The sequence below is a fragment of the Bacillus sp. A1 genome (assembly GCF_042296235.1).
In the GTDB taxonomy this organism is placed as follows: Bacteria; Bacillota; Bacilli; order Bacillales; family Bacillaceae; genus Bacillus; species Bacillus velezensis.
This window is the reverse complement of sequence record NZ_CP141181.1, coordinates 2,188,539-2,214,857: the sequence shown is the minus strand read 5'-3', so window position 1 is coordinate 2,214,857 and position 26,319 is coordinate 2,188,539. Positions and strand designations below refer to the sequence as shown.

Genomic DNA, 26,319 nt, shown 5'->3' with positions numbered 1-26,319 from the left:
TGATAGTGAAAAGGGAGGGGAACGGATATGGATTTACATACATATGAAAAAGAGTTTTTTGATCTGTTAAAAAGAGTATCCCACTATGTCGAAGCCATTGCACTTATGCATTGGGACTTAAGAACGGGAGCCCCGAAAAAAGGCTCTGATGACCGGGCGGAAAGCATCGGACAGCTGTCGGCTGACGTTTTTCAAATCCAGACATCCGACCGGATGAAAGAGCTGATCGACATCCTTCTCGCGCATGCAGAAGAGCTCTCTGAAGATACAGTGAAAGCGGCGGAACTTGCGAAAAAAGATTATGATCATAATAAAAAGATTCCTGAAGATGAGTATAAAGAATATGTCATTTTAACATCGAAAGCTGAAACGGCTTGGGAGGATGCAAAGGCTGCCTCTGATTTCTCTATGTTTGCTCCGTACCTTGAGAAGCTGATTGATTTTAATAAGCGGTTTATTTCGTATTGGGGCTATGAAGATCATCCGTACAACGCATTGCTCGATATTTTCGAACCGGGTGTTACGGTAAAGGTGCTGGATCAGCTGTTTTCTGAATTGAAGGAAGCGATCATTCCGCTTATCAAAAAAGTGACGGAATCCGGCAATAAACCGGACACTTCCTTTATAACGAAAACGTTTCCGAAAGAACAACAAAGAGACCTCTCCTTGTATTTCTTAAAAGAGTTCGGGTATGATTTTGACGGCGGCCGCCTGGACGAGACGGTGCATCCGTTTGCGACGACAATCAACCGGGGCGATGTGCGGGTGACGACCAGATATGACGAAAACGATTTCCGCACGGCAATTTTCGGAACGATTCATGAATGCGGGCATGCGATCTACGAGCAGAATATTGACGAAGCGCTGAGCGGAACGAACTTATCTGACGGTGCATCCATGGGAATTCATGAATCCCAATCGTTATTTTATGAAAACTTTATCGCCAGAAATCAACATTTCTGGACCGCCTATTATGAAAAAATGGTTGAGGCTTCGCCTGATCAATTTCAAGATGTGAAAAGAGAAGATTTTGTACGCGCTGTCAATGAGGCGAAACCGACCTTTATCCGAATTGAAGCCGATGAGCTGACGTATCCGCTTCATATTATTATCCGTTATGAAATTGAAAAAGCGATCTTCAGTAATGAAGTGACAGTGGAAGAACTGCCTGCATTGTGGAATCAAAAATATCATGATTATTTAGGCATTACGCCGCCATCTGACGCAAAAGGCATTTTGCAGGACGTACATTGGGCGGGCGGCGATTTCGGCTATTTCCCTTCCTATGCGCTCGGATATATGTATGCGGCACAGCTGAAGCACACCATGCTTGAGGATCTGCCTGAATTTGAACAATTAATAGAACGGGGCGACTTTGAGCCGATCAAACAATGGCTGACAGAAAAGGTTCATCAGCACGGAAGACGCAAAATGCCGCTTGACATCATAAAAGATGCAACGGGAGAAGAGCTGAACGTTCAATATCTCATTGAGTATCTCGTCGGTAAATATTCAAATTTATATTTATAAACGAAACGCCCGGTATACACCGGGCGTTTTTCTAAAAATTCTAAAAAGACGAATAATCGAAAACCAATTCTTTGTAAAAGTTCGGAAATATTCAAATTTCACTATGCAAAAGAAGTGTATCTTGTTATAATTTGATTAATATCATAAGAACACTCATATAATCGCGTGGATATGGCACGCAAGTTTCTACCGGTCACCGTAAATGTCCGACTATGAGTGAGCAATGGAACGGCTTTATTCGGCCGTTGCGTGTAGATCATTCGGCATTGCTTGCTCTTTTTTGGAGAGCGGGCAATGCTTTTTTTATTTTTTATAAGCGGGGGTAATCATTGTGGAAGCATTAAAACGAAAAATAGCAGAAGACGGAATTGTTCTTTCTGATCAAGTGCTGAAAGTGGATTCTTTTTTAAACCATCAAATTGATCCGGTTCTCATGCAGCAGATCGGCCGGGAATTTGCGCGCCGTTTTGAAAAAGACGAGATAACCAAAATCGTCACAATTGAATCTTCGGGCATTGCCCCTGCGGTGATGGCCGGCCTTGAACTCGGCGTTCCCGTCATCTTTGCGAGAAAAAGGAAGTCTCTCACATTAACGGATGATCTGCTGACGGCATCCGTCTATTCTTTCACGAAAAAAACAGAAAGTCAGATTGCAATCTCCGGAAATCATCTGTCGAAAGAAGACCGCGTGTTAATCATTGACGACTTTTTAGCGAACGGACAGGCGGCAGAAGGGCTTTTATCCATCGTAAAACAAGCAGGCGCAGAGGTTTGCGGGATCGGAATCGTCATTGAAAAGTCATTTCAGCCGGGAAGAGATGAGCTGGTGAAAAAAGGATGCCGGGTCGAATCGCTGGCGAGAATTCAATCGCTTGAAGACGGAAAAGCGACATTTGTACAGGAGGTCCGTTCATGAAAAACGGCTATGCCAAAACACTTTCCCTCGGTATCCAACATGTGCTTGCCATGTATGCCGGCGCCGTCGTCGTTCCTTTAATTGTAGGAGCGGCATTGGGACTGAACGCAGAACAGCTGACATATCTCGTATCAATTGATATTTTTATGTGCGGGGCGGCTACGCTGCTTCAAGTATGGAGAAATAAATTTTTCGGTATCGGCTTGCCCGTTGTGCTCGGCTGTACGTTCACCGCGGTAGCGCCGATTATTTCCATCGGTAAAGAGTACGGGATTTCAGCCATTTATGGAAGCATTTTGGCATCGGGTCTACTTGTCATTCTGCTGTCGTTTTTCTTCGGTAAGCTCGTATCGTTTTTCCCGCCTGTCGTAACCGGATCTGTCGTGACGATTATCGGGATGACCTTAATGCCGGTCGCGATGAATCATATTGCCGGCGGGGAAGGCAGCGAGGATTTCGGTGATCCGGCTAACCTTGCCCTCGGATTTACGGTGCTCGTCATCATCGTGCTGCTTTATCGGTTTACAAAAGGATTTTTGAAATCCATTTCGATTTTAATCGGCATTGTCATCGGGACGGCCATCGCATATTTTATGGGAAAAGTGCAATTTGACAATGTGGCGAATGCTGACGCAATTCAGATGATTAAACCGTTTTATTTCGGGACGCCGACATTTCATGCGGCACCGATTATTACGATGTCCATCGTTGCCATTGTCAGCCTTGTTGAGTCAACCGGCGTCTATTTCGCTCTCGGTGACCTGACAAACCGGCGCCTGTCTGAACGTGATTTAGCAAAAGGCTACCGCGCGGAAGGCCTGGCGGTATTCATCAGCGGCATTTTTAATGCTTTTCCGTACACGGCTTATTCCCAAAACGTCGGCCTCGTGCAGCTGACGGGAATTAAGAAAAACGCGGTCATCGGTGTCACGGGCGCACTTTTAATGCTCTTCGGCCTTTTTCCGAAAATCGCAGCCTTCACGACCATCATCCCGTCTTCGGTGCTGGGAGGCGCGATGGTGGCCATGTTCGGCATGGTCATTTCCTACGGCATTAAAATGCTCAGTCAAATTGACTTTAAAAAGCAGGAAAACCTTCTGATCGTCGCGTGTTCGGTCGGATTGGGACTCGGTGTAACCGTCGTTCCCGATATGTTTAAGCACCTGCCGTCTTACTTAAATCTGCTGACCACAAACGGAATCGTCGCCGGAAGCTTTACCGCCGTGATTTTGAATATTGTTTATAACATGATTCCTAAAACGAAAAAAACCCTTGATGTGACAAGGGTTCAAGAGGGTTAGTTACCCGTTTTTCTTAAAAAAATAACATTTTAATAACATTTCTTTATGAAATCCCGAGATCGAGGATGCTTCCGAAAGTTTGCTGAACTTTTTGTGAGGCATTCTCTTTCATTTTTTGAAAAAGAAACTAAATTGAGTGATGAGGCATCCGCCTTATTTCGCCGAAAAACCGTCCCGCACTATATGTACGTGAACGAGTATTTTGTGCACAGATCCTTACAAAAGAGAGTGAAAAGAAGGGAATGCCCCTTCTTTTAATTAATCCATCCTTCAAAAGTTGCTCGATAGAACCCTTCGATTATCTCTACTTTCTTAAGGTAATAAGTAACACCATTCTTAACAGTTGTATTTGGGATATCCCTGTTGAATATTGCCGGCCTCTGGAGATCTGCAGCTTTTGAGTGAGTGCTTGCTTTAGATATTTCAATGCTTTTCCAACGGGGAAGGTGCGATATGAAATTTAACACTGAAACAATTGTACAAAAGTAAAATCTTTATTTAAAATGTTATAAATAAGAATTTTCATATAGGAGGTTATCTGATGGCAGAAAAGAAAAAAGCTTTAATCATTGTGGATGTACAAAAAGCCTTTGATGATAAAAAGTGGGGAGACCGAAATAACGTAAAGGCGGAAGAAAATATCAGCAAAATACTGAAATTATGGAGAGAAAAAGGATGGACAGTCATATACATACAACATATTTCTGATAAACCTGGTTCTTTATTTTATCCAAAAAATGTGGGGGTTGCTATAAAGGAAATCGTTAAACCTATGGATAAAGAAGTCATTATAACCAAGAAAGTAAACAGCAGCTTTATTGGTACTAATCTAGAAGAGCTTTTAAAAGCAAATGATATAACAACTGTCGTAATCACTGGCTTGACTACGCCGCACTGTGTTTCAACAACCACAAGGATGAGCGGTAATTTAGGATTTGATACATACCTGATTTCAGATGCAACAGCAGCCTTTGGAATGAGAGACCAAAATGATACATATTATGATGCAGAGACTATTCACAATATATCTCTGGCAACATTGCATGATGAATTCGCCACAATATTAACGACTGATCAATTAATCAATGATTTTATAGCCGGCTGAAAAGCATATTCAGGCGCATACAAGGACCTCGTCGGAAAATACGGGGATTACCGACTCTTTTCATCATCGCAATATCGATTGAAAAAAGGCATCTGCTTCAGATGCTTTTTTTGTTTCTTGTAAACCGGTTTGGTAAAAAATGATCGGCGGTTAACGGTCTGATTCGGCTTCGGTTTTGAATAACAAAAGGCTTACTAATCAGCGAATTATTCAAGATTTTTTGGCTTGTGCTGAGTCTGGTGTTTTTTGATTTCCTCGAATATATTGGCTTGATCATCTTTTTGAGGCCGAGGCTCTTTGTTAAGACATTTTGGATCGATCACATTTTTAAGATCTTTGATGGTTTACAGTCATCTTTTAATTCGTAGCCTAATTGTCCATTAGTTTCTAAAGTGGCATATATATCGGATCAATTATTAAGGTCAGTGAAACTAGAAAAAGGGGACAGAGCCCCCTTCATATTCGTAACAGCGCTCATCATTCCCATACCAGATTCCGTTCCAGAAAGAAACTCCTTTTAGATACCAATTGTTGATACCGTCCAGCAGTTGCAAAAGCAGGAGATGCTGATACAAGTAGAGCAAGAGATAATACAGAATCTGTCATAATTTTCAATTTTGACACTTCTTAGATACATGTTAGCAATCATTTATTCTCTCATCTGCACGGTAACATACGGATTATTTTTAATTATTACTTAAGACAAACTTTCCGCCCGTCATGAAAAATCAGCTTTTGTAGACGGCTGTCCAAGTGCCATCAGCACCATGGAAGGTGATGTTGTCTAAATAATAGGTGATTCCATTCCGATAAATTGAAGTAGGATAATCAGGGCCAGAACCATTAAGTATGAACGTCGCCAAAGCAGATACTTCCTTCGTTTTACTTTCTGCAGAAGGTGTATCAGCAGGACCTGCGGCAAAAGCAGGGGCGGCAGAACAGAGTAAAGCGAGTGATAGGGCTGAGCCGGCTAAAGTTTTTTTCATTTTCATTGTAAACACTCCTTTTCTTTTTTAATACAATTGTATTATTACATATTATGTTAAATAAGTACATGCTTATCTTTGTTAATTTTTTGTGAACAAACAGATAATCTATTTAAACGCAGAGTTGAAATAAGTATGATGATGAAGCAATTATCATCTATAAAAATAAGATCAGGAAGTAGCTGATTTTCTCAAAAATCATCTGCTCCTTGCGAAATGAGGAGTTGCATGACATTTACGGAACGGGCGGTAGCGGTCACGTCAGACGGACGGATCGATCTCAATTTATACGTCCATGATCCGAATATGTAAAAAAACCTGCCGTATATCGGCAGGTTTTTCAGTTATATGCTGCGAGCCGGCCAGAAAGGTTTTGCCGGATATAAGGCCATTCCTCCCGAAGGATGGAGTAGTAGGCAGTATCTCTGAGGCCGACGTCGACAGCCGGAATGTGTGCGCGGCGGATCCCTTCAAATTGGGCTCCGATCCGCAAAATCGCAGTCCGTGAGCGCTGATTGCGAACATCGGTTTTCAGTGTCACCCTGACAGCTTGCCACACGTCAAACGCATGAGTCAGCATCAGAAGTTTACATTCCGTATTGACACCGGTCCGCTGCACGGCAGAGCCATACCATGTGCTGCCGATCTCACACACTTCCGGAGCTGCATCCGCCGGCCGCGTAAACACTTCCACATCCATAAACCTCGTGCTTCCGACGATTCGGTCTGTTTCAAGACTCCGTACTGCAAAAGGCAATGCAAGTCCTTTTTCATAATTCGAAAGCGCCCGCTCAATATAACGCTTTGTTTCTTCGATTCCGTCAGGGACATGGGTATAAGCGTAAGTCGTCCTATTTTCTGAAGCAGCGTCACAAAGTGCCTGAGTGTGATCAATCGCCAGCGGCTCTAACTGTACGAGTGACCCTCTAAGAATGACAGGCTTCAGCATTCTTATCACAACCTTTTTTTATGAGTGGATCAAGTATAGTCGAACGGTTTCTTATTCAAAAGGGCCAATTTCCTATTAAAATGGCATGTCAGTGAAATCCTCGATTCAAACTTATGCATACATTCAGGAAAAAAGCGGAAACCTTTATGTAAAGAGGTGATGGGCATGGCATATGTGTTATCTGTCGGAACGAGCATTCCGAAGTATCATGTCTCGCAAGAAACGGCGGCGGATTTTGCGAGAGGGATGTTTGCCGATTCATTTAAGGATATTGACCGGCTGTTAAAAGCCTTTCAAAACGGCGAAATTGAATCAAGGCAGTTTGTCCGGCCGATTGAATGGTATAAAACGGCACGGGGTTTTTCAGAAAAAAACCGGCTGTATACGGAAGAAACCGTCAAGCACAGTGCGGATGCGGCACTTGATTGTTTAACAAACCCGGATTGTTTAACAAATCCCTTTCCGTATGAAAAAGTGGATGCGATCTTTTTTATTTCCAGCACCGGGCTTTCGACACCCAGCATTGAAGCGAAAGTGATGAATCAGCTTCCGTTTTCTGCGAAAACAAAACGGATACCGATCTGGGGTTTAGGATGCGCGGGCGGAGCGGCCGGCCTGTCCAGGGCATACGAATACTGCCGCGCGTATCCTGAAGCATACGTGCTTGTCATCGCGGCTGAACTCTGTAGCTTAACGTTTCAGCCGAACGACAAGTCAAAAAGCAACTTAATCGGAACTTCCCTGTTTGCGGACGGAATTGCCGCAGTACTAATCGGAGGAGAAAAGACGAACCGAAACGACGTCAAACAGCCGCTTCTTCCGCGGATATTCGCCACTCAATCGGTGATGATGCCGGATGCGGAAGATGTGATGGGCTGGGAATTCACGGACAGCGGTTTTCAAGTCATTTTTTCAAGAGACATTCCCACCCTGGTTTCACAGTGGCTGAAGGACAATGTTGATGAATTTTTATTTGAATATGGTGTCAGTCCTCACGACATTAAAACCTTTCTTGCCCATCCCGGCGGGAAAAAGGTCATTGATGCCTATTTAACGAGTCTTTCAATGGACACCGGGCAGCTTGCGGCATCTCGGAAGGTGCTGCAAAAACACGGGAACATGTCTTCCGCAACTATTTTTCATGTGATAAAAGAACAGTTGCTCCACGGACGGCAGAAAGAAAACGAAAAAGGGCTGATCGGCGCTCTCGGGCCGGGATTTTCGTCTGAGCTTTTGCTGTTCGGCTGGGAAAAGGGGGCTTCTTAATGTTTTGGCTGTTTATCATGCTGCTTGCGGCCCAGCGGATTGCGGAGATGATCGTGGCCCGGCGCAATGAGCAAAAGGTGAAAAAGCAAGGCGCAGTCGAATACGGAGAAGGACATTATCCCTTTCTCGTCCTGATGCACGTGCTCTTTTTTGTCTCTCTTACAGCTGAGGTGGCGGCGTTTCAAAAAACGCTTTCTCCAAGGTGGGCCGCCATTATATGTATCATTTTATTTGTACAGGGGATCAGGTATTGGGCGCTATTATCATTAGGACGGTATTGGAATACGAAAATCCTTGTCGTGCCGGATGCGGAGCTTGTCAGAAAGGGGCCGTACAGGTGGATGAAACACCCGAACTACGCGGTCGTCATCTTAGAATTTATTTTTCTGCCGCTGTTATACGGAGCGTATTGGACACTGTTTCTCTTTTCGATTCTCAATGCCTGCATGCTCACTGTGAGGATTCGCGCCGAAGAGAAAGCGCTAGAAGAAAACACCGCAAAATAGAGATTGAAAATCATTCTCACTCATGATAAGATGTAAATATGAAAATGATTCTCATTCAAGGTGGTGCCGAAAATGACAATGTTATTTTTATTTGCAGCCGTTTGTACATACAGTGTTTTAATTGGTTTCGTATTGAAAAAAGTTTCGAATAAATCGATGTCTTCTTAAACATCTGCGGTTTTTCCTGCCGCGGGTGTTTTTTCTTTATCAGCTGCCGATATCGGCGGCTTTTTTGCGTTTCCTGAAGAAAAGTGTGCCATTCTTGTGTAAAATGGGGGAGAGGTTTTTTTCAGAGCTTTCTAAAAATGAAAACGTCATTTGATGCGACAGACACAAAGGGGTAAAGACACATGACAGAAGAAGAACGCCATAACAGGGAGATTTTCAGCAGAACGGGTGCCTTATACGCACAATTTTTGGATCATCAGGATAAAAAACGGGCCGATCAGCTCGCGGCCATTATGAAAAAAGCGGCTGATGAAGAGGTTTATATCGCGTTTACCGGGCATTATTCGGCCGGAAAGTCCTCTTTATTAAACACATTGCTCGGTGAAGACATACTGCCGACAAGCCCGATTCCTACAAGCGCCAACCTCGTTGTCATCCGGCACGGTGAAGATAAAGTCGTGCTTCATACGACGGACGGGGCTTATGCAGAGATCAAAGGAAGTTACGATAAAGAACAAGTGCAGCAATTCTGTAAAGATGGTGAGCAAATTGAGACGGTGGAAGTCTATGCCGGCTTTAAGGAGTCAGAGCCTTACGCGGCCTACATTGACACACCGGGAATTGATTCGACGGACGAAGCGCATTTTTTATCTGCGGCTTCGGTTCTGCATCAGGCTGACGCTTTATTTTACGTCGTTCATTATAATCACGTTCATTCAGAAGAAAATATGCTGTTTCTCAGCTCCATCAAAGACCGTATTCCGAATTTGTTTCTGATCGTCAACCAAATTGACAGACATGATGAAACTGAAACGAAGTTTGAAGTGTACCGCAGGCAGGTGGAAGATATGCTTGAAGGCGCGGGAATACCGAAAGAATCGCTTTTCTTTACGTCTGTCACTGAGCCTGACCATCCTTTAAACGGCATGGAACAGCTGAAAAAACATCTGCAGAAGCTGAAACAGCAGGCAAAAACAAATTTATGGTCCTTAACGGAGAGAAAAGTCGCGCACTTAGTCAAAGAGCATGAAGAGATGCTCGTAAAAGATGATAAAAACGGCAGCGGAGAGCAGTTTGACAAACAAGAAGCACTTGTCCGTTCTGTTGAAGATGAGCTTAAAAAAGCCGTTCAACAGGCTGAAACAGCAGAGAAAGACATCAGAAAAGACGTGCAGAACATATTGCAAAACGCTAATCTGACACCCTTTGAGATGAGGGAGCTTGCATCTGCTTATATTGAATCACAGCAGCCCTCATTTAAAACTGGGTTATTCTTTTCAAAAGCGAAAACGGCTTCGGAAAAAGAAAGAAGGCATGCTGAATTTTTTGCCGATATTAAAAAAAGAACGGAAGGGGAAGCGGATTGGCATATTATCGACACATTTACGAAAGCGGCCAAGCGGTATGAAGCGGATTCGGACGAACTGATCAGGAAAATCCAGGCGTACCGTACACCGCTTTCTGATGATATCACCGCTCAGGCCCTTAAGCAGGGAGCGGCCTTTTCATCTGAATACGTATTAACTTATACGAAAGACCTCGCTGAAATGATCAGAAGGGAAGCCAAAAGACAGACAGCGGAACTCATTGAGGAGCTGACCGCTTATGTTCAGACAAAAAACGGACCGCTCATTGAGAACTTGAAAAACCGGCTCGAAAAAGAAAAGAAAATAAGGGATGAGCTCGCGCAATCGGCAAAAGAAGAACGCAATGCCTTGGAAAAAGCAGCCCGAGTCCGCGCTTTGTGGGAAGAAGAATTGACCTGTGATACGGGAAACGGCGACTGGTATACGCGAAAAAAACGCCTTGCAAAAGCGCCCGTCCAAAAAGAGAAACCAAAAGAGGCTGTACGGCATGAAGTAAACAAGCCCGAAAAAAATGCGATGAAGGAACTTCCTATAAAAGAGCAGACTGATCGGTTCTATGAGCTTGCCGGGATTCTTGAATCCTCAAGCATATTAGGAAAACAGGCAGAAGCCTTTCGAAGCAGGATTGAGCGGCTTGAAAACCGCCAGTTTACCTTGGCGTTATTCGGCGGATTCAGTTCCGGTAAATCATCATTTGCAAATGCGCTTGTCGGTGAATACGTGCTTCCGTCATCACCGACGCCCACAACGGCTACGATCAACAAAATAACGAAACCGCAAGACGGCAAACCGCATAAATCTGTTGAGATCGTTTTTAAAACGGAGGAGGAGCTGGACGCTGAAATGCTTCAGCTGACTGAGCTGAAAGACGCTGACGTAAAGGGGCGTTCACTGAAAGAGAGATGGAATTATGCTATTAAAAAGGGAAAAGTTCCCGATGAACTCATCCCGGTGATTCAGACGATGCTGCAGGCGTTTGATACGTATGAAGAACAGATCCGTCAAAGGCTGACACTGACGGTGCCGGTTGAAGATGTAAAACCGTACGCAGCCGAAGAAAAAACGGCCTGCTGCGTAAAAGAAGTCACCGTGTATTATGATTCGCCTCTCACGCAAAAAGGCATCACCATTGTTGATACGCCGGGAGCAAGCAGTATCAACAAGCGCCATACGGAACTTGCCTTTCAATATATAAAAGATGCTGACGCGTTCTTTTATATGACGTACTATCAGCATTCTTTTTCAAAAGGAGACAGGTCTTTTCTGAAGAAACTCGGCCTCGTCAAAGAATCATTCGGCATGGATAAAATGTTTTTTGTCATTAACGCCGCCGATCTGGCCAAAACCGAAAGCGAGCTGGAAATCGTCAAAGACTATGTCCGCTCAGAACTCTCAAAAGAGGGAATTAACCGGCCGAAATTATATCATGTCTCAAGTAAAGAAGAGCTTGCGGGTAAAAAAGAAGCTTTTTATAACAGGTTCTCTGATGTAAGAACCGGGCTTGAGCACTTTATTGAGGAAGATGTAATGAGAGCAAGCTGCGCCCAGCTGAAAACAGAGGCGGACAAATTGTGCGAGATGGTGGAACAGCTTCACGAATCTCTTTACCAGTCGGCGGAAGAAAAAGAGAAAAAGAAACAGCGTCTGGAGTCTTCATATGAAAAAGCTCTCGCTGACATTTCAAAGCGCCGTACGTCTGAGGTCATCATTCGAAAAATGATGAAAGATACGGAAGAACAGCTCTATCACATTAAACATCGCTTGACGTTTTATGCGAATGATATGCTGAAAACCGCCTTCCATCCGGGCCTTCAAAACGGCGATTGGAAACAAAATATATCAGCGGCGCTGAATGAAGCGCTCAAGGAATTCCGTTTTGAATATATTCAAGAGCTGAAAACGCTCGATATCCGGATGACCGGTTTTATTGAGCGCCATATGACTGAGGAATGGATGGAAAACTGTCAGAAGAAGCTTATGGAAGACGGAGATTTCTCCATTTATGTGAGCGGTGAAAACGAATTTGCCGTTCAGCTGAAAGAGGTCGCTCCGGTCATTGACGTCTCGGCATTCTCACATCACGTAAAGGAAGTTAAATCGCCGAAGCAGTTTTTTGAACAGAACGGAAAAACAGCGTTTGTAGAAGGGCTCAGGCTCAGCCTGCAAAAAGTGACAGAAAAGTGGCTTGAGCAGGAGAAAGAAAGCCTTTCAGAGCGATATACTGAGCAGGTGCGACGTCTGCAAGAAGACATGGCGGATAAAAGCCTGTCCCAGATCCGCGAGCAGCGGGACACTTATTTACAAGGTCTTGCGGAAAATACGAGTGCGAGGGAGATTGAACACCTTTACGAAGCCGAAAAAGCATGGAAAAAGAAAGATGAAATGCTGAAAATTTAAAAATCCGGTTGGCGGGCAGATAACAGTCGTGGTAGACTAAAATGAAAAAAAGCGAGATGAAACCTTTTATGTCAGAAGTCCATAAAGCAATTTCAGCACATTCCGCAAAACAGCATCAGCACGTCAAAACATTTGTACAGCTTGATTATGAGCGTGAACAGGCCATTGAAGAAGCCATTGTAAAATGCAGACAGAATAAACCGTTCACGACAGATGCCATCAATGGCATCACCGCAAAAATGAACCAGCTGGCGAAAAAGGGCATCGTGCCGCAAAGACGATTCGTAAGTGAAGAGATGGTGAAAGAATTCGTCAGCAGACAGTAATGGATGAACCTGCCGCGTGTGTCATCAGCGCTTGCTGTACATACTATCCGTATCTTCTCTAAAGGGGGATATGACCATGGGCAGAACAAAACTGGGAAACAGAAATGCTCAGCAGAATAACAATGCCAAAAAGAAAAACGGCTTCGGACAGAAATTTGATTCTTATGCCGGCCGTGAAGCTGAAAAGCTGATAGCAAGCAATAAAAGACACGGTGAATAACGTGACGGCAGCATCTTCCAAATGGGGGGATGCTGTTTTTTTACCGCCTTCTTTGGTAAAATAGGAACATTGAATAAAAAGGAGTTTCGATATATGAATAACAAATTACTGCTCGTTGACGGCATGGCGCTTTTATTCCGCTCGTTTTTCGCGACGGCCGTTCATCGCAATTTTATGATAAATGAAAACGGAATTCCCACAAACGGCGTCAACGGTTTTTTAAAGCATCTTATTACGGCGGTTGATACGTTTCAGCCCACACATGTCGTCTGCTGCTGGGATATGGGAAGCAAAACGTACCGCAATGATTTGTTTCAAGATTATAAGGCCAACAGAAGCGAACCGCCGCTAGAGCTGATTCCGCAATTTGATCTGGCGAAAGAAGCAGCGCGAGAGCTCGGTTTTTTAAACATCGGCATAAAAGGCTATGAAGCGGATGACTGTATCGGTACGCTTTCTGCCCTATTTTCCGGGGAAGCGGAAATTACGATTGTAACGGGTGATAAAGATCTGCTTCAACTGCTGAATCATCAAGTTCAAGTAGCGCTGCTGCAAAAGGGTATCGGCAATTATAAGGTATATACAGATGAGATATTCAGAGAAGAAACGGGAGTTCCGCCAAAAGCGCTGATTGACATTAAGGCGCTGATGGGAGACACGAGCGATAACTATCCAGGCGTTAAAGGGATCGGGGAAAAAACGGCGTACAAGCTGATCCGTGAATATCAAAACATAGACCGGTTATTAGAAAGCCTCGCTCTCTTGCCGAAGGGCCAGCAAACGAAAATTCAGCAAAGCCTGAAAGAATTGGAGCTGTCAAGGCAGCTTGCTGAAATACATTGCGAGGTGCCGTTAGTCTGTACGCTTGAAGAAGCACTTTTTTCATTGAAGATGGAAGAAGCGGCATTAATGCTCAGACGCCATCAGATAAAAGGAATTGAAAGAATGCTCGAAAAGCTGAACGCCAGAGAGATCAGCTGATCCCTCTAGCGTTTTGTATTGCTTTTTTTTGCGTTGTTTTCAAGGGCTGATTTCGGGTCTTTATGCGCGTTTCCTTCCATATTTCCCTGAGGATTCACGCCCCCGGTCAGCCGGCCTTTATTTTCTTTTCTCATAGCTGTTCACCTCATTTGTAGGATGAACAGTGAGACGCAATTTCATTCCGGTTATTTATTCAGCCGAATCGCTTTTTTTGCGAGCTGATCGGCTGTTTGGTTTTGTCTGCCGGGAATCCACTTAATGAAAAACAATGGAAATCCGGCCTTTAAGCGGATGATTTCGTCCACAAACGGTTGAAAGGCCTTGTTTTTAACCACTTCAAGATCTGCGGCCCGCTCCACGATATCCGAATCCGTCCGGAATGACACGGACTCAAATCCGCGGGCGGCACACAGCTTCATTCCTTCAATTAAAGCGAGAAATTCAGCTTCCTGATTTGAATGGTCGCCGATCGGAATTGAGAAAGATTCTGTTTTCCCGTCATGTTTAATAAAAATACCGATACCGGACGGGCCCGGGTTTCCGGCGCTTGCACCGTCTACATAAATTTCAGCGGGCATCATCCGTCACTCTCCATTCGGCGTCATTCGTTTTGCCGCATACGCATAAGGGACAGAAATGAGTGACACCGCAAATTTAATCAGGTAAGTTGAAATGAAGATGCTGAACCATACTCCCGCGGAATAAACGCCGATAAAGGCCACGGCAGTGAAGATAAATGTATCCAGCAGCTGGCTGAGCGCCGTGCTTCCGCTGTTTCTGAGCCAGAGAAGCCTGTCTGAAGGAAAGATTCTCCGAATGGCTGAATATACATAAACATCTATCGTTTGGCTGAAAATAAAAGCCAAGAGGCTTCCGAGCGCAACACGCGGCAGAAAACCGAAAATCGTCTCAAGGGCCGGCTGTGCGATATCTGACGCAGCCGGTTTATATAAAAGAGCCCCCTGCATGGCGCATGTCAAAGCGAGCAGAGTGGAAAACCCGAGCCAGACGGCTTTGCGCGCTTCCCTGGGACCGTATTTTTCATTCAGCACATCCGTTGCGAAGAAAACGGTGCCGTACATGATATTTCCCAGTGTCGCCGTAAGCCCGAACAGCTCGACTGTTTTGACAACCTGCAAGTTGGCGCACACCGTGGCGAAACCGATCCATACGAATAGGCCCGTTTTGCCAAATCCTTTATAAAACAGAAGAACAATGATAAAATGAATGACCGCAAATAAGATCCATAACACATCGTTAAACAAAACCTGCTGACTTCCTTTCAATTTGAGAATGGTTTGATTATAGCACACGCCCGTCAACTAATGAATGGTAAGGTGATTTCAATGAATCTTAAGCCGTATATCGAAATAGAAGCAAAAGGAACAGGCCCCGTCGCGTTTTTTTCCGAAGATTGGCTGACCGTTCCGAAAGCGCGCATGCTTGCAAGAGAAGTCAGCCGCTTTCCTTATATAAAAGACATTTATTTTGAGGATGAAAAAGGCGCGAGCTGGACGCTTAAAGAATTAGAAAAGCTTACTGAAGAGCTTGCGCACGAACCTGACGACATTACAGTGTATTTCGACGGCGGCTTTGACAAAACAAGCGGACGCGCCGGACTCGGAATTGTCGTGTATTATTCTCTCGGCGGCAAGCGGCACCGCATACGGAAAAACAAAAGCTTAACGCTTCAGACGAACAATGAGGCGGAATATGCCGCTTTGTACGAAGCGCTTAAGGAAGTGCAGGAACTTGGCGCAAGCAGAAATTCAATCACGATAAGAGGGGATTCCCTCGTCGTTTTACATCAGCTTGACGGCAGCTGGCCGTGTTATGATGAAACGCAAAACGAATGGCTGGATAAAATTGAAGCGCTGCTCGAATCCTTAAAGCTGACACCGACATATGAAGCCGTAAACAGAAAGGAAAATCAAGAAGCGGATGACCTTGCCAGAAAAATTCTCTCGGACCGGCAGATTGAAAGCCGCATAACATTAGAAGGTAACGGAGATGACTGATATTGGATAAAAAAAGCATTTATAAAGAATTGACAGAGCTTCAGGATGAATATTGCAAAGACTGTTTCGTAAAAAAGCATTTCCGCAAAGAGTTTGGAAAAACGCACGCTCATTCTTTCTGCATCAACCAATGCACGGTGGGGGAGAAGCTGAAAGCCTACGGCAAGGTGCTGACAAATCAATAAAAAATAAAACCGCAGCTTCTGCGGTTTTATTTTTCGAATTCATCGAGCTGATGCTGGCAATCGTCGAGAAGCATTCGCTGCTTTTGCAGAAAATCCTGGTCGAGAGCCTGCAGTTCACTGGATTGTGACATCGTTCTGGCATCCTGAATCGCCTGGTGCGCAGATTCCACCAAAGTTGAATTTTGGCCCCGGGTAGCCGCTCCCGTTGTTTTCTGGGCCGTTTCCACCGCTAATTCAAGCTGGCGTTTATCCGTCAGTCCGTTTGGAAAAAATTCAGAGTCCATTAAAAAACACCTCCGCAAATAGTTTGGAGATTTTTTTTTGAAATATGTACGGAAAATAGAAAAAAATATAGAAAATAAGCCGATATAACTATTGAACCTGATTAATTAGGGCTAATTTACTATTATTCGGGGTATCTTGGGAGAGAAGGGAAAAACCAGCCGTGAATGATAAAGATTTAAAAACAATCCTTCAGCAGACATTTAAAGAAATATACGGTGATTTGGGAAGTTTAGCGGAAATGGCAAAAAAAGGAATGCCATCAATGGAGAAACAAATTGAAGAAATCGAGCAGCGCTGCAAGCAGAATCTTGTCGCCATCGAGATTCAGACGGCAATCAAATAGGAGAGGCATACGCCTCTCCTCTATTTGTCATCTGATCAACATGTATTGAGTTTAGAGTTTTACAACATTAGAAGCTTGAGGTCCACGATTACCTTCGACAATTTCAAAAGAAACTTCTTGTCCTTCTTCTAATGATTTGTATCCTTCTCCTTCGATAGCAGTGAAGTGAACAAATACGTCGTCTCCGCCTTCAACTTCGATGAAGCCGAATCCTTTTTCGTTGTTGAACCATTTTACTTTACCGTTTTGCATATTGCTTAATTCCTCCTAGTACTGTAGCACCTTCGTGCTAAAAAAAATTTTGTCATCATCCAACCGTACGTATGTAAACGTTGTTAAATGATGGTTCAACTATACACCATATGGGAGCGGGCGTCAAGCGGCAGCTCCCTATTTTTTATCTTTATTTTTCCAGTAACAAAGCTTAACCGGAAAAAACAAAAAGCACACGAACCGTTCGTGTGCTTTTCTTTTACGATAATGCCATATCCGCCTTCCCGGCCATCATTTCAGATTCTTTTATAATGTCCTGCAAAATGACTTCAGAAGAGTTGGGGAGGTGAAGGCTTTTAATATTGTCCTTCATCCGGTTCAGCTTCTCCTCATCCGCAAGAAGGGAGGTGACAGACTCTAAAATTTCTTCGTGGCGGTTGACCACGACAGCCGCACCGCGATCTTCAAAGAAAATGGCATTTTCTTTTTCCTGTCCGGGAACCGGTTTGTACAAAATAACGGGTACTCCGATCGCCGTCGCTTCCGTCAGTGTGATGCCGCCCGGTTTCGTGATCATGCAGTCCGTAATACGGAACAGCTCGTCAATTCTTTCTACATAGCCCAGCACTTTCAGCCGGTCGGCATTGTCACCTTCCAAGCTGCTGAGGGATTCTTTCAGCGAGCTGTTTTTGCCGCATACCACCACAACCTGCACCTGATCGTCATGAACGAGATTTTCGCACAGTTCTTTTACGTTTTTCAGCACACCATGCGCTCCCGCCATAATAAGAAGAACTTTTTTGTCGGGAGAGAGATTGTATTTTTTGTAAATCGCCTCTTTCGGCATCGATTCCTCGAATTGAGGCCTGATGGGAATGCCCGTAATCTTTACGTTGTTCGGGTGAGTGCCGATTTCAATCAGTTTTTCCTTCACGTAATCTGTGGCGACATAATATTTATCAACATTTTCATGAACCCAGATTTTGTGAAGGCAGAAATCGGTCATAACGTTGAACGTCGGGATCACTTTTCCGGTTCTCCGTCTGTATTCCGGTACGACAATCATCGGAAATGTATTGATAATAATGTCCGGCTTATGCTCTTCGACGAGCTGGCCTAAACGTTTATTTCCCATTTTAAAATAAATATTGAATTTGCGTTTATTATAGATTTTGTCAACTCCGTAATAAAACAAACGATAAAACTGTTTTCCGATTGAGAAGCTTTTTAAATAAAGGTATTGAGTAACCTCTGAAACAATCGGATTTGACTCTTGATACAAATTGGAAACCGTCACATCTAAGCCGAGACGCAGACATTGTTCGTAGAGCGTTTTGGCCACTTGAACATGCCCGTTTCCGTAATTTGCAGTCAAAATTAATACTTTTTTATTGGTATTCAAGTAAATTCACCTCAATGTAATCAACAACAAGCAAGCTTCATGCATCGTAAGGAGTTATTGTCTATAGATAAACATAACACAAGTGCATCATTTTATAATAAGCGCGGCAACATATTTAAACTAAATTTAATTGATATGTTCCATTATTTTAAAGTTTTGTTATACGCATACTGAATCAAGAGTATTTTATCATATTTTTGTCACCGTATCACTCAAAACAAAAATTAATCCCATTCATACGGGGTTTCCTGATATACGTAATAATTCAGCCAATTCATAAACAATAACGTTGCATGAGCTTTCCAGCGGTTAACAGGTTCTTTCCCGCCGGGCGCAAAATAGTGCTTAGGAGCTTCTACGTTTGAAAGATTTCTCTCTATGTCTCTCTCATACTCCTGAAGTAGCGTATCGGTATCATATTCCGGATGACCGGTTAAGAAAATCTGTTTTTCGTCTTTTGAAACGATTAAACAGACCCCCGCTTCCTCTGAAACGCTGAGCACATCCAGATCCGAAGCCGATTGCAGCTGCTCCGTATTAATATCTGTATGCCGTGAGTGGGGCACATAGTATAGCTCGTCAAATCCTCTTACCAATCTCTCATGTTTTTTAAGAACGGTATGCTCAAACACACCGAAGATTTTTTTCGGCAGCTCCACTTTCTCAATGCCGTAATGATAGTATAAACCGGCTTGAGCGCCCCAGCAGATATGGAGTGTTGAAGTGACGTTCGTTTTGCTCCATTCCATGATTTCCTTCAATTCTTCCCAGTAAGAAACATCTTCAAACGGCAGGTGCTCAATCGGAGCCCCGGTAATAATCATTCCGTCAAACCGTTTGTGGCGGATGTTGGAAAAATCCGTATAAAATTCATCCAGATGCTGCCTTGCCGTATTTTTTGGAGTATGTGTGCTCGGAATTAAGAACGTAAAGTGAACTTGTAAAGGTGAATTCCCAAGCATCCTGAGGAGCTGGGTTTCCGTTTGGATTTTTTTCGGCATCAGATTTAAAATCACGATCTTCTGCGGCCGGATATCCTGATGAAAAGCCCGGCTTTCATCCATTACAAAGATGTGTTCACTTTCAAGCACCTGCTTAGCGGGCAGGTGATTTGGTATATTAATAGGCAACATGCCACCTCCGTTATTCCCCGTTAATTTTCTTCATTATAGAAATTTTTAAGCCATTTTTCAATCCATCCCGGCGTAATAAACCGTATTTAACGCATAATGACAGGGATAAAAGCGGCAAATGGGCATAAATTCGGAGCGGCTCTTTATTATGACGGGTAAAGAGCCGTTTGGTTCCTCGAAAAAAACGTTTTCCGTTAAGTGGAAGGAAAAAGCGGTTACCGTTTGTTTTGCAGTGTAAAACAGGTAAAATAAATGAAGAATGTAAAAAGGAGGGCCGCAGATGACAATTTACGATATAAACGTACGGACCATAACAGGCGAAGACATGACGCTATCGGCTTACAGAGGCAAGGTGATGATCATTGTGAATACAGCAAGCAAATGCGGGTTTACATCCCAGCTCAAGCAGCTTCAGGAGCTCTATGATACATATCGGGAGGAAGGTCTTGAAATATTGGGATTTCCCTGCAACCAATTCATGAACCAAGAACCTGGAAACGAAGCGGAAATTCAAGAGTTCTGTGTGAAAAACTACGGAGTCACATTCCCGATGTTTGCGAAAGTTGATGTCAATGGGGCAGACGCTCATCCTCTCTTCACATATCTGACGGAACAGGCGAAGGGGATGCTCGGCACAAAAGCGGTCAAATGGAATTTCACTAAGTTTATCGTGGACCGAAACGGTGAAGTCACCGGGCGTTTTTCACCGAACGTCAATCCAAAAGAGCTTGAAGATACGGTGCAGAGGCTTTTGGCCCAATAAGAGGTGATACAGTGAACGAAAAAGAGCAGCTGGAAAGCGTCAGGAATTGGGTCAGAGAAAAGCTTATCAATGAACGTACGGGCCATGACTGGCTTCATATTTCCCGGGTCGCAGCACTTTCTGTTTATATGGCAAAAGAAGAAGGCGCCGACTTATTTATCACTGAGACGGCCGCGCTGGTTCATGATCTGATTGACGCCAAGCTCGAAAAAAGCGAAAGGCTGACGGCAGGCGAAGTGACAGAACGGCTGGCTGCTTTCAACATTGCGGCTGGCTCCATTGAGGAGATCGCGGATATCATCACAAGAATGTCATTCAGACACAGGGAACTGCTGATAAAGCGGCCGCTTTCATTGGAGGGGAAAGTTGTTCAGGATGCAGATATGCTTGATGCGATCGGCGCAGCGGGCATCGGCAGGGCTTTTATGTTTGCCGGCGCGAAGGGTCACCCGATGTACGGAACTCAAACAAGTGTGCTGGCCATATAGAGGATAAATTAATCAAGCTTAAAGGCTTAATGAATACAAAAGCGGGGGCCGGTTTAGCAGAGGAGCGGCATCAATTTCTTTTGCAGTTCGCCGCCCATATACAAAAAGAGGCCGGCATCGGCAAAAGCTAAGCGGCGCAATAGAACGCTTGTGCCGACTATGTTAGAATAAGTGTCAGATTGCGCATAGGAGGACCAATATGAAGATTAAATCAATAGAACCGACGCCGAGTCCGAACACGATGAAAGTGATTTTGACTGAAGAGCTTCCGGCGGGGAAAAGCAACAATTACAAGCCCGATCAGGCAGATGATGCTCCGGCCGTCGTACGTGATATTTTAAACATTGAAGGAGTAAAGGGCGTTTATCACGTTGCCGATTTCCTGGCTGTGGAGAGAAACGCCCGTTTTGACTGGAAGGACATTCTGCCTCAGGTCCGTTCCGCTTTCGGAATGGAGCATACGGAGCAGTCTGAGAGCCGTTCTGAACAGGAATCGTTCGGTGAAGTGAAGGTTTTCGTACAAATGTTCAGCGGAATCCCGATGCAGGTCAAATTGACGGACGGCGAACGTGAAGAGCGCTTCGGCCTTCCGGAACGTTTCCAAGAAGCCATCTTAAAGCTGCGTTCTGAAGCTTCAAATGTTGTATTTGAGCGGGCTTGGAAAGAACAAGGCGTGCGCTTCGGGGATTTTACCGAAATCGGACACGATGTCACAGAAGAGCTTCAGGCCGCCTACAGTGATGAGCGGCTCAAACGCCTGACAGAAGCAGCCGTACAGCAAAAGGGTGAGGCCAAACCGGCAGTGCAGCGGAAAGCTTATAAAGTGACTTTGGAAATGCTCGATGATGAAGACTGGAAACAGCGCTATGCCCATCTTGAGCAAATGGATCCGGATGAAGACGATTTACCAGTATTGGAAAAGGCGCTGCATGATCCGAAGACTTCGATCAGAAGACAAGCCGTCGTTTATTTGGGAATGATCGAAAAGCCGTCTGTGCTTCCGCTGTTATACAAAGCGCTTGAAGACAAAACGGTGACGGTCAGAAGGACGGCGGGTGACTGTCTGTCGGATCTCGGCGATGCGAGCGCCATCCCGGCTATGATGAAATCGCTCAGTGACTCAAGCAAGCTCGTGCGCTGGCGCGCGGCCATGTTTTTATATGAAGTCGGCGATGAAAGCGCGCTGGAAGCATTAAAAGCGGCGGAAGACGATCCGGAATTCGAAGTCAGCCTGCAAGTCAAAATGGCGATTGAACGGATTGAGCACGGAGAAGAGGCGAAAGGTTCAGTCTGGAAACAGATGACTGAAAGCAGAAAAAAAGAACAGTTATAACAAAAAGGTGCGCCATGCACCTTTTTTATTTGAATTCACTTTTTATAAAAATTATTTAGAATATTGTTGAAAAATGATTCAAAACTCTATATAGTAAGTACAATATTAATTGTTGGAGGGTTTTTATCGAAATACAGAAAGAATAGAAAAGCGAGGCAGGGCAAAGACACTGTAAACAGGTAATTTGCAGATCGCGCCCTAGAATAAACTGAAAATTTTAAAAATAGTGCACAGTCTAAAAACAGTAGGGGGATCACCATGGCAGAATTACGCAGCAACATGATCACACAGGGAATTGACAGAGCGCCGCACCGCAGCCTTCTTCGCGCTGCCGGCGTAAAAGAAGAAGACTTCGGCAAGCCGTTTATCGCGGTCTGTAATTCATACATCGATATCGTTCCCGGGCATGTTCACCTGCAGGAATTTGGAAAAATCGTAAAAGAAGCAATCAGGGAAGCGGGCGGTGTGCCTTTTGAATTTAATACGATCGGAGTAGATGACGGAATCGCGATGGGACATATCGGCATGAGATATTCGCTGCCGAGCCGTGAAATCATTGCCGATTCAGTTGAAACGGTCGTCTCGGCGCACTGGTTTGACGGAATGGTCTGCATTCCGAACTGCGACAAAATTACGCCGGGAATGCTGATGGCGGCTATGCGGATTAATATTCCGACCATTTTTGTCAGCGGGGGGCCGATGGCAGCCGGCCGTACAAGCGACGGCCGCAAAATTTCGCTTTCTTCAGTATTTGAAGGCGTCGGCGCATATCAAGCCGGGAAAATCGGTGAAAGCGACCTGCAGGAGCTGGAACAGTTCGGCTGTCCGACGTGCGGATCTTGTTCAGGCATGTTTACGGCAAACTCCATGAACTGTCTGTCTGAAGCGCTCGGTCTGGCGCTTCCGGGAAACGGAACAATTCTGGCAACTTCACCGGAGAGAAGAGAGTTTGTGAGAAAATCAGCGGCCCAATTGATGGAGACCATCAAAAAAGACATTAAGCCGCGTGATATTGTCACCGAAAAAGCGATTGACAACGCGTTTGCGTTAGACATGGCTCTCGGCGGCTCAACCAACACAGTGCTGCATACGCTTGCGCTTGCCAATGAAGCTGGGGTTGAGTACTCTTTAGAACGCATTAACGAAGTGGCTGAACGAGTGCCTCACTTATCGAAATTGGCGCCGGCCTCGGACGTCTTCATTGAAGATCTGCACGAAGCGGGCGGAGTCTCGGCGGCCCTTAATGAATTGGCGAAAAAAGAAGGGGCGCTTCATCTTGACGCGCTGACTGTAACAGGCCGCACACTCGGAGAAACAATTGCGGGTCATGAAGTAAAGGATTATGACGTGATTCATCCGCTTGACAATCCGTTTACCGAAAAAGGCGGTTTGGCCGTCCTGTTTGGGAATCTGGCTCCGGACGGCGCCATTATCAAAACAGGCGGCGTACAGGACGGGATTACAAGACATGAAGGTCCCGCTGTCGTCTTTGATTCCCAGGATGCCGCGCTTGAAGGCATTATAAACCGCAAAGTAAAAGAAGGAGATGTTGTCATTATCCGTTATGAAGGGCCAAAGGGCGGACCGGGCATGCCGGAGATGCTTGCTCCGACGTCTCAAATTGTCGGAATGGGGCTTGGCCCGAAAGTGGCGCTTATTACAGACGGCCGTTTTTCAGGAGCGTCCCGGGGTCTTTCAATCGGGCACGTATCACCTGAAGCGGCTGAAGGCGGCCCGCTCGCATTCGTAGAAAACGGCGACCATGTCATCGTTGACATAGAAAAACGGATTTTGGACGTACAAGTGCCTGAAGAAGAATGGGAAAAACGCAAGGCCGAATGGAAAGGCTTCGAGCCGAAAGTAAAAACAGGATATCTAGCCCGGTATTCCAAACTCGTAACAAGCGCCAATACAGGCGGAATCATGAAAATATAAAACAGAGGCCTGAACAATTGAATTCCCGCCCCCTCTATAGTATCCTTGACTTCATATAAGGATTTTAGAGGGGGCTTTTTTATGTCAATGGTTTATGAAGAATATATGCGCCAGCTGGTCGTGCCGATGCGCCGTGAGCTGACGGGTGCGGGTTTTCAGGAATTAACGACTGCTGAAGAAGTAGAAAGCTTTATGGAACAGGCAGAGGGCACGACATTGGTCGTTGTCAACTCCGTGTGCGGCTGTGCTGCCGGCCTCGCCCGTCCGGCTGCGACTCAGGCTGTTTTACAGCATGAAAAAGCGCCTGATCATACGGTTACCGTATTTGCCGGTCAAGATAAAGACGCAACTGCAAAAATGCGTGAATATTTTACGGGGCAGGAACCTTCCTCGCCATCAATGGCGCTGTTAAAAGGGAAAGAGGTCGTTCATTTTATTCCCCGCCACGAAATCGAAGGGCATGACATGGAGGAAATTATGAAAAATCTGACGGATGCCTTCGATGCGCACTGCTGAAATGCCCGAATTCCGGGCATTTTCTTTTTGGAGAAAAAGATGATCACAACGAGTTACAGACCAAGCGAATATACGATACACACAGCGCAGTCACTCAGTGTCAGGCTGGGTGACACTTACTGCAGCCGCAATAAACAGCCCATTGAAAAAATGCTGGAACGAGCCGCTAGCGATCTTTTAGTCATCGGAAAGGAACGGTTCGAACTTTACACGAAGCAAGGGGAGAAGTTCTTTTTTCACCCGAATACAGCGATGTTCCGCGCAAAGCGGTTTTTGAGAGGGGAAGCCGAGCCGTTGTTAAAAGCAGCCGGATTACGCGAGGGGGATTCCTTTTTAGATTGTACGCTCGGCCTGGCATCCGATGCGATTTTGGCAAGTCTGGCAGTCGGAAAAAGCGGACAAGTCATCGGCCTGGAGAAAAACAAGCTTGTCTCATTGCTTGTAGAAACAGGACTTCAAACGTGGGAAACCGGAATGGAGCAGCTCCAAACCGCCATGAAACGCATTCAGGTTAAACATGCCGACTGCGCCGATTATTTGCGGGAGCTTCCTGATTCATCGGTAGATGTCATTTATTTTGACCCGATGTTTCACGAACCTGTTGAAACGTCAGACGGCATTGCACCGCTCCGCGCGCTGGCAGAAGAGGGTTTTAACGAAGAGTGCATCACGCAAGCCGTCCGGGCGGCGAAAAAATGCGTAGTGCTTAAAGACCATTGGAAAAGCCCGCGGTTTGAACGATACGGCTTCAAGGTGCTGAAAAGAAAGACGGCGCTTTTCCACTTCGGTGTCATCCATGTAAGCTCATGATATCATGGGCTTCTTTTTCGTTAATCAGTGATTTCCATAACGACAAAATAAAGCAGCGTGAGAAGTGATACAGTCGCAAATAAAGCGTTAATCATCTCATCCCCTCCTTTTTCTCCTTCTTATTGTAAGCGGTTTATCCGCTCGGTCACAGTTACCAATTTCCCATATTGCATGATAATACGCTGCCGGGCATGACGCCGCGCTTTAATCTATGCTAAAATAAAGGAAAAGAGGACAATAAAACAGAGGGGAACAATCTATCATGAAATTGTGGATGAAAAAGACCCTTGTGGTTCTGTTTACCATTGTAACGTTCGGACTCGTGTCTCCTCCGGCTGCTTTGATGACAGACAAGCCTTCAGGACAGTCGAGCAGTCTTGAGCAGAATGATTACACCGCTTTTTATGATGAACACGCCCTGCCGGGAGAAGCGAAGGCAGGGCGGGAGCCTGAGTTACTGTTTCAATCGTATCAGCAGCAGCTTCTCGGTGATGCTGAAAATCAATCATTTTTAAAATTCGGCAGCAAAATCTCTCCGGTCATTGAAGATGATTACAGAAGTGAAATTCTGCCTAAAATCGAAGATGTGATCACAGGACATTTAGCCAAGTTTCAAGATGATGAAGCGTATCAGGATGTGGTTATTTCCAGTAAACCGTCGGCCGGAAAAACCGAAAAAATTTTTCATGTGTATAACAGGCTGACAGGTGAAGATCTTTTAAGGTTCCACGTCCGCCGGGATCATCCTCCGCAAGACGGCTACTGGTTTAATTTTCATTACCATACCGCTGAAGACGGATTTCAATCACATCATGAGCTCGGCAGCATTTACTGGGACCGCAATACGCCGCCTGACTGGATGAGCGTGTAATAGCGA

At 45.0% G+C, this 26,319-nt stretch carries 29 protein-coding genes, 3 pseudogenes and 1 riboswitch; of the genes and pseudogenes, 22 read left to right on the top strand and 10 right to left on the bottom strand.

The annotated features are described in order from the left end of the window. Positions 1–27: 27 nt before the first annotated feature. The 4 genes from U2H13_RS10770 (at position 28) to U2H13_RS10755 (ending at position 4,852) form a co-directional block, all read left to right on the top strand. The gene (locus U2H13_RS10770; protein ID WP_029973661.1) at positions 28–1,530 is read left to right on the top strand and encodes a carboxypeptidase M32; all 1,503 of its coding nucleotides are present in this window, start codon (positions 28–30) and stop codon (positions 1,528–1,530) included. Between the two features lie 133 nt (positions 1,531–1,663). Beyond that, a riboswitch (purine riboswitch) is annotated at positions 1,664–1,763 on the top strand. A gap of 98 nt (positions 1,764–1,861) precedes the next feature. Beyond that, positions 1,862–2,446, top strand: coding sequence for a xanthine phosphoribosyltransferase (gene xpt, locus U2H13_RS10765; RefSeq protein ID WP_021494223.1), 585 nt, complete (start codon positions 1,862–1,864; stop codon positions 2,444–2,446). Next, positions 2,443–3,747 carry a xanthine permease PbuX gene (pbuX, locus tag U2H13_RS10760; RefSeq protein ID WP_038461512.1) on the top strand — a complete coding sequence of 435 codons (1,305 nt, stop codon included), beginning with the start codon at positions 2,443–2,445 and terminating at the stop codon, positions 3,745–3,747. The genes xpt and pbuX overlap by 4 nt, the downstream gene beginning before the upstream one ends. A gap of 541 nt (positions 3,748–4,288) precedes the next feature. Continuing rightward, positions 4,289–4,852: a cysteine hydrolase family protein gene (locus U2H13_RS10755; protein WP_017418010.1), complete on the top strand. Its 564-nt coding sequence runs from the start codon at positions 4,289–4,291 to the stop codon at positions 4,850–4,852. A 728-nt stretch (positions 4,853–5,580) separates the two neighbouring features. Here U2H13_RS10755 and U2H13_RS10750 read toward each other — a convergent pair. Next, a complete protein-coding gene (locus U2H13_RS10750; protein ID WP_017418009.1) occupies positions 5,581–5,844 on the bottom strand; it encodes a hypothetical protein in 264 nt (87 codons plus the stop codon). 240 nt (positions 5,845–6,084) lie between these two features. On the opposite strand from U2H13_RS10750, the pseudogene U2H13_RS10745 reads away from it, so the two are divergent. After that, positions 6,085–6,150 (top strand): annotated as a pseudogene (locus U2H13_RS10745) (DNA methyltransferase); the annotation flags it as partial. 28 nt (positions 6,151–6,178) lie between these two features. Here the strand turns inward: U2H13_RS10745 and U2H13_RS10740 are convergent. Next, positions 6,179–6,787, bottom strand: coding sequence for a GNAT family N-acetyltransferase (locus tag U2H13_RS10740; RefSeq protein ID WP_110124216.1), 609 nt, complete (start codon positions 6,785–6,787; stop codon positions 6,179–6,181). Positions 6,788–6,952: 165 nt separating this feature from the next. Here U2H13_RS10740 and U2H13_RS10735 point away from each other — a divergent pair, with 165 nt between their 5' ends. The 7 genes from U2H13_RS10735 to U2H13_RS10705 all read left to right on the top strand — a co-directional run bounded on the left by U2H13_RS10735 (position 6,953) and on the right by U2H13_RS10705 (position 14,018). After that, on the top strand, positions 6,953–8,053 hold the full coding sequence (locus tag U2H13_RS10735) for a type III polyketide synthase (protein ID WP_110124215.1): 1,101 nt from the start codon (positions 6,953–6,955) through the stop codon (positions 8,051–8,053). Next, positions 8,053–8,559, top strand: a complete 507-nt coding sequence (locus U2H13_RS10730; RefSeq protein WP_003153565.1) for an isoprenylcysteine carboxyl methyltransferase family protein — start codon at positions 8,053–8,055, stop codon at positions 8,557–8,559. The genes U2H13_RS10735 and U2H13_RS10730 overlap by 1 nt, the downstream gene beginning before the upstream one ends. A 72-nt stretch (positions 8,560–8,631) precedes the next feature. Continuing rightward, positions 8,632–8,727 carry a Fur-regulated basic protein FbpC gene (gene fbpC / locus U2H13_RS10725; RefSeq protein ID WP_025284905.1) on the top strand — a complete coding sequence of 32 codons (96 nt, stop codon included), beginning with the start codon at positions 8,632–8,634 and terminating at the stop codon, positions 8,725–8,727. 182 nt (positions 8,728–8,909) lie between these two features. Continuing rightward, a complete protein-coding gene (locus U2H13_RS10720) occupies positions 8,910–12,491 on the top strand; it encodes a dynamin family protein (RefSeq protein ID WP_376700454.1) in 3,582 nt (1,193 codons plus the stop codon). A 68-nt stretch (positions 12,492–12,559) separates the two neighbouring features. Beyond that, positions 12,560–12,817, top strand: coding sequence for a YpbS family protein (locus U2H13_RS10715; protein WP_012117818.1), 258 nt, complete (start codon positions 12,560–12,562; stop codon positions 12,815–12,817). A 76-nt stretch (positions 12,818–12,893) separates the two neighbouring features. Further along, positions 12,894–13,037, top strand: a complete 144-nt coding sequence (locus tag U2H13_RS10710) for a hypothetical protein (protein WP_014418168.1) — start codon at positions 12,894–12,896, stop codon at positions 13,035–13,037. 93 nt (positions 13,038–13,130) lie between these two features. Next, positions 13,131–14,018, top strand: a complete 888-nt coding sequence (locus tag U2H13_RS10705) for a 5'-3' exonuclease (protein ID WP_014418167.1) — start codon at positions 13,131–13,133, stop codon at positions 14,016–14,018. Between the two features lie 5 nt (positions 14,019–14,023). Here the strand turns inward: U2H13_RS10705 and sspL are convergent, their stop codons facing one another. Genes sspL through U2H13_RS10690 form a run of 3 tightly spaced genes read right to left on the bottom strand, consistent with a single transcriptional unit; the run spans position 14,024 to position 15,283 of the window. Next, positions 14,024–14,152, bottom strand: a complete 129-nt coding sequence (sspL, locus tag U2H13_RS10700; protein WP_003153575.1) for a small, acid-soluble spore protein L — start codon at positions 14,150–14,152, stop codon at positions 14,024–14,026. A 51-nt stretch (positions 14,153–14,203) separates the two neighbouring features. Further along, positions 14,204–14,596 carry a reverse transcriptase-like protein gene (locus U2H13_RS10695; protein WP_103527232.1) on the bottom strand — a complete coding sequence of 131 codons (393 nt, stop codon included), beginning with the start codon at positions 14,594–14,596 and terminating at the stop codon, positions 14,204–14,206. Between the two features lie 6 nt (positions 14,597–14,602). After that, positions 14,603–15,283 (bottom strand): queuosine precursor transporter, encoded by a 681-nt coding sequence (locus tag U2H13_RS10690; protein ID WP_012117815.1) that lies wholly within the window; start codon positions 15,281–15,283, stop codon positions 14,603–14,605. An 81-nt stretch (positions 15,284–15,364) separates the two neighbouring features. Between U2H13_RS10690 and U2H13_RS10685 the strand changes: the two genes are divergently transcribed. Together U2H13_RS10685 and U2H13_RS10680 are read left to right on the top strand one after the other, a co-directional pair. Beyond that, a complete protein-coding gene (locus tag U2H13_RS10685; RefSeq protein ID WP_014418166.1) occupies positions 15,365–16,036 on the top strand; it encodes a ribonuclease H family protein in 672 nt (223 codons plus the stop codon). A gap of 2 nt (positions 16,037–16,038) precedes the next feature. Further along, the gene (locus tag U2H13_RS10680) at positions 16,039–16,221 is read left to right on the top strand and encodes a zinc-finger domain-containing protein (RefSeq protein ID WP_003153581.1); all 183 of its coding nucleotides are present in this window, start codon (positions 16,039–16,041) and stop codon (positions 16,219–16,221) included. A 26-nt stretch (positions 16,222–16,247) separates the two neighbouring features. Here the strand turns inward: U2H13_RS10680 and U2H13_RS10675 are convergent, their stop codons facing one another. Continuing rightward, positions 16,248–16,505, bottom strand: a complete 258-nt coding sequence (locus U2H13_RS10675; RefSeq protein ID WP_014418165.1) for a DUF2564 family protein — start codon at positions 16,503–16,505, stop codon at positions 16,248–16,250. A 161-nt stretch (positions 16,506–16,666) separates the two neighbouring features. Here U2H13_RS10675 and U2H13_RS10670 point away from each other — a divergent pair, with 161 nt between their 5' ends. Further along, on the top strand, positions 16,667–16,849 hold the full coding sequence (locus tag U2H13_RS10670) for a hypothetical protein (RefSeq protein ID WP_012117812.1): 183 nt from the start codon (positions 16,667–16,669) through the stop codon (positions 16,847–16,849). A 51-nt stretch (positions 16,850–16,900) separates the two neighbouring features. Here U2H13_RS10670 and cspD read toward each other — a convergent pair whose 3' ends face one another. The 4 genes and pseudogenes from cspD to metA form a co-directional block, all read right to left on the bottom strand. Further along, a complete protein-coding gene (gene cspD / locus U2H13_RS10665) occupies positions 16,901–17,101 on the bottom strand; it encodes a cold-shock protein CspD (protein WP_003153604.1) in 201 nt (66 codons plus the stop codon). A gap of 15 nt (positions 17,102–17,116) precedes the next feature. After that, positions 17,117–17,228: pseudogene (locus U2H13_RS10660) on the bottom strand (hypothetical protein); the annotation flags it as partial. Between the two features lie 93 nt (positions 17,229–17,321). Beyond that, positions 17,322–18,464, bottom strand: a complete 1,143-nt coding sequence (locus U2H13_RS10655; RefSeq protein ID WP_022553174.1) for a diglucosyl diacylglycerol synthase — start codon at positions 18,462–18,464, stop codon at positions 17,322–17,324. 224 nt (positions 18,465–18,688) lie between these two features. Then, positions 18,689–19,594 carry a homoserine O-succinyltransferase gene (gene metA, locus U2H13_RS10650; RefSeq protein WP_014418164.1) on the bottom strand — a complete coding sequence of 302 codons (906 nt, stop codon included), beginning with the start codon at positions 19,592–19,594 and terminating at the stop codon, positions 18,689–18,691. A gap of 283 nt (positions 19,595–19,877) precedes the next feature. On the opposite strand from metA, the gene U2H13_RS10645 reads away from it, so the two are divergent. From U2H13_RS10645 to U2H13_RS10615, 7 genes and pseudogenes are all read left to right on the top strand, one after another. Continuing rightward, positions 19,878–20,360: a glutathione peroxidase gene (locus U2H13_RS10645; RefSeq protein ID WP_061582158.1), complete on the top strand. Its 483-nt coding sequence runs from the start codon at positions 19,878–19,880 to the stop codon at positions 20,358–20,360. Positions 20,361–20,371: 11 nt separating this feature from the next. Next, positions 20,372–20,979: pseudogene (locus tag U2H13_RS10640) on the top strand (HD domain-containing protein). A 68-nt stretch (positions 20,980–21,047) separates the two neighbouring features. Continuing rightward, the gene (locus U2H13_RS10635) at positions 21,048–22,181 is read left to right on the top strand and encodes a conserved virulence factor C family protein (RefSeq protein ID WP_046559705.1); all 1,134 of its coding nucleotides are present in this window, start codon (positions 21,048–21,050) and stop codon (positions 22,179–22,181) included. Positions 22,182–22,439: 258 nt separating this feature from the next. After that, positions 22,440–24,116, top strand: coding sequence for a dihydroxy-acid dehydratase (ilvD, locus tag U2H13_RS10630; protein ID WP_007409524.1), 1,677 nt, complete (start codon positions 22,440–22,442; stop codon positions 24,114–24,116). Positions 24,117–24,197: 81 nt separating this feature from the next. Continuing rightward, positions 24,198–24,632, top strand: a complete 435-nt coding sequence (locus U2H13_RS10625; protein WP_376700453.1) for a BrxA/BrxB family bacilliredoxin — start codon at positions 24,198–24,200, stop codon at positions 24,630–24,632. A 39-nt stretch (positions 24,633–24,671) separates the two neighbouring features. Beyond that, the gene (locus tag U2H13_RS10620; RefSeq protein WP_007409525.1) at positions 24,672–25,442 is read left to right on the top strand and encodes a class I SAM-dependent methyltransferase; all 771 of its coding nucleotides are present in this window, start codon (positions 24,672–24,674) and stop codon (positions 25,440–25,442) included. Between the two features lie 262 nt (positions 25,443–25,704). After that, on the top strand, positions 25,705–26,313 hold the full coding sequence (locus U2H13_RS10615; protein ID WP_031378998.1) for a YpjP family protein: 609 nt from the start codon (positions 25,705–25,707) through the stop codon (positions 26,311–26,313). Positions 26,314–26,319: the final 6 nt, after the last annotated feature.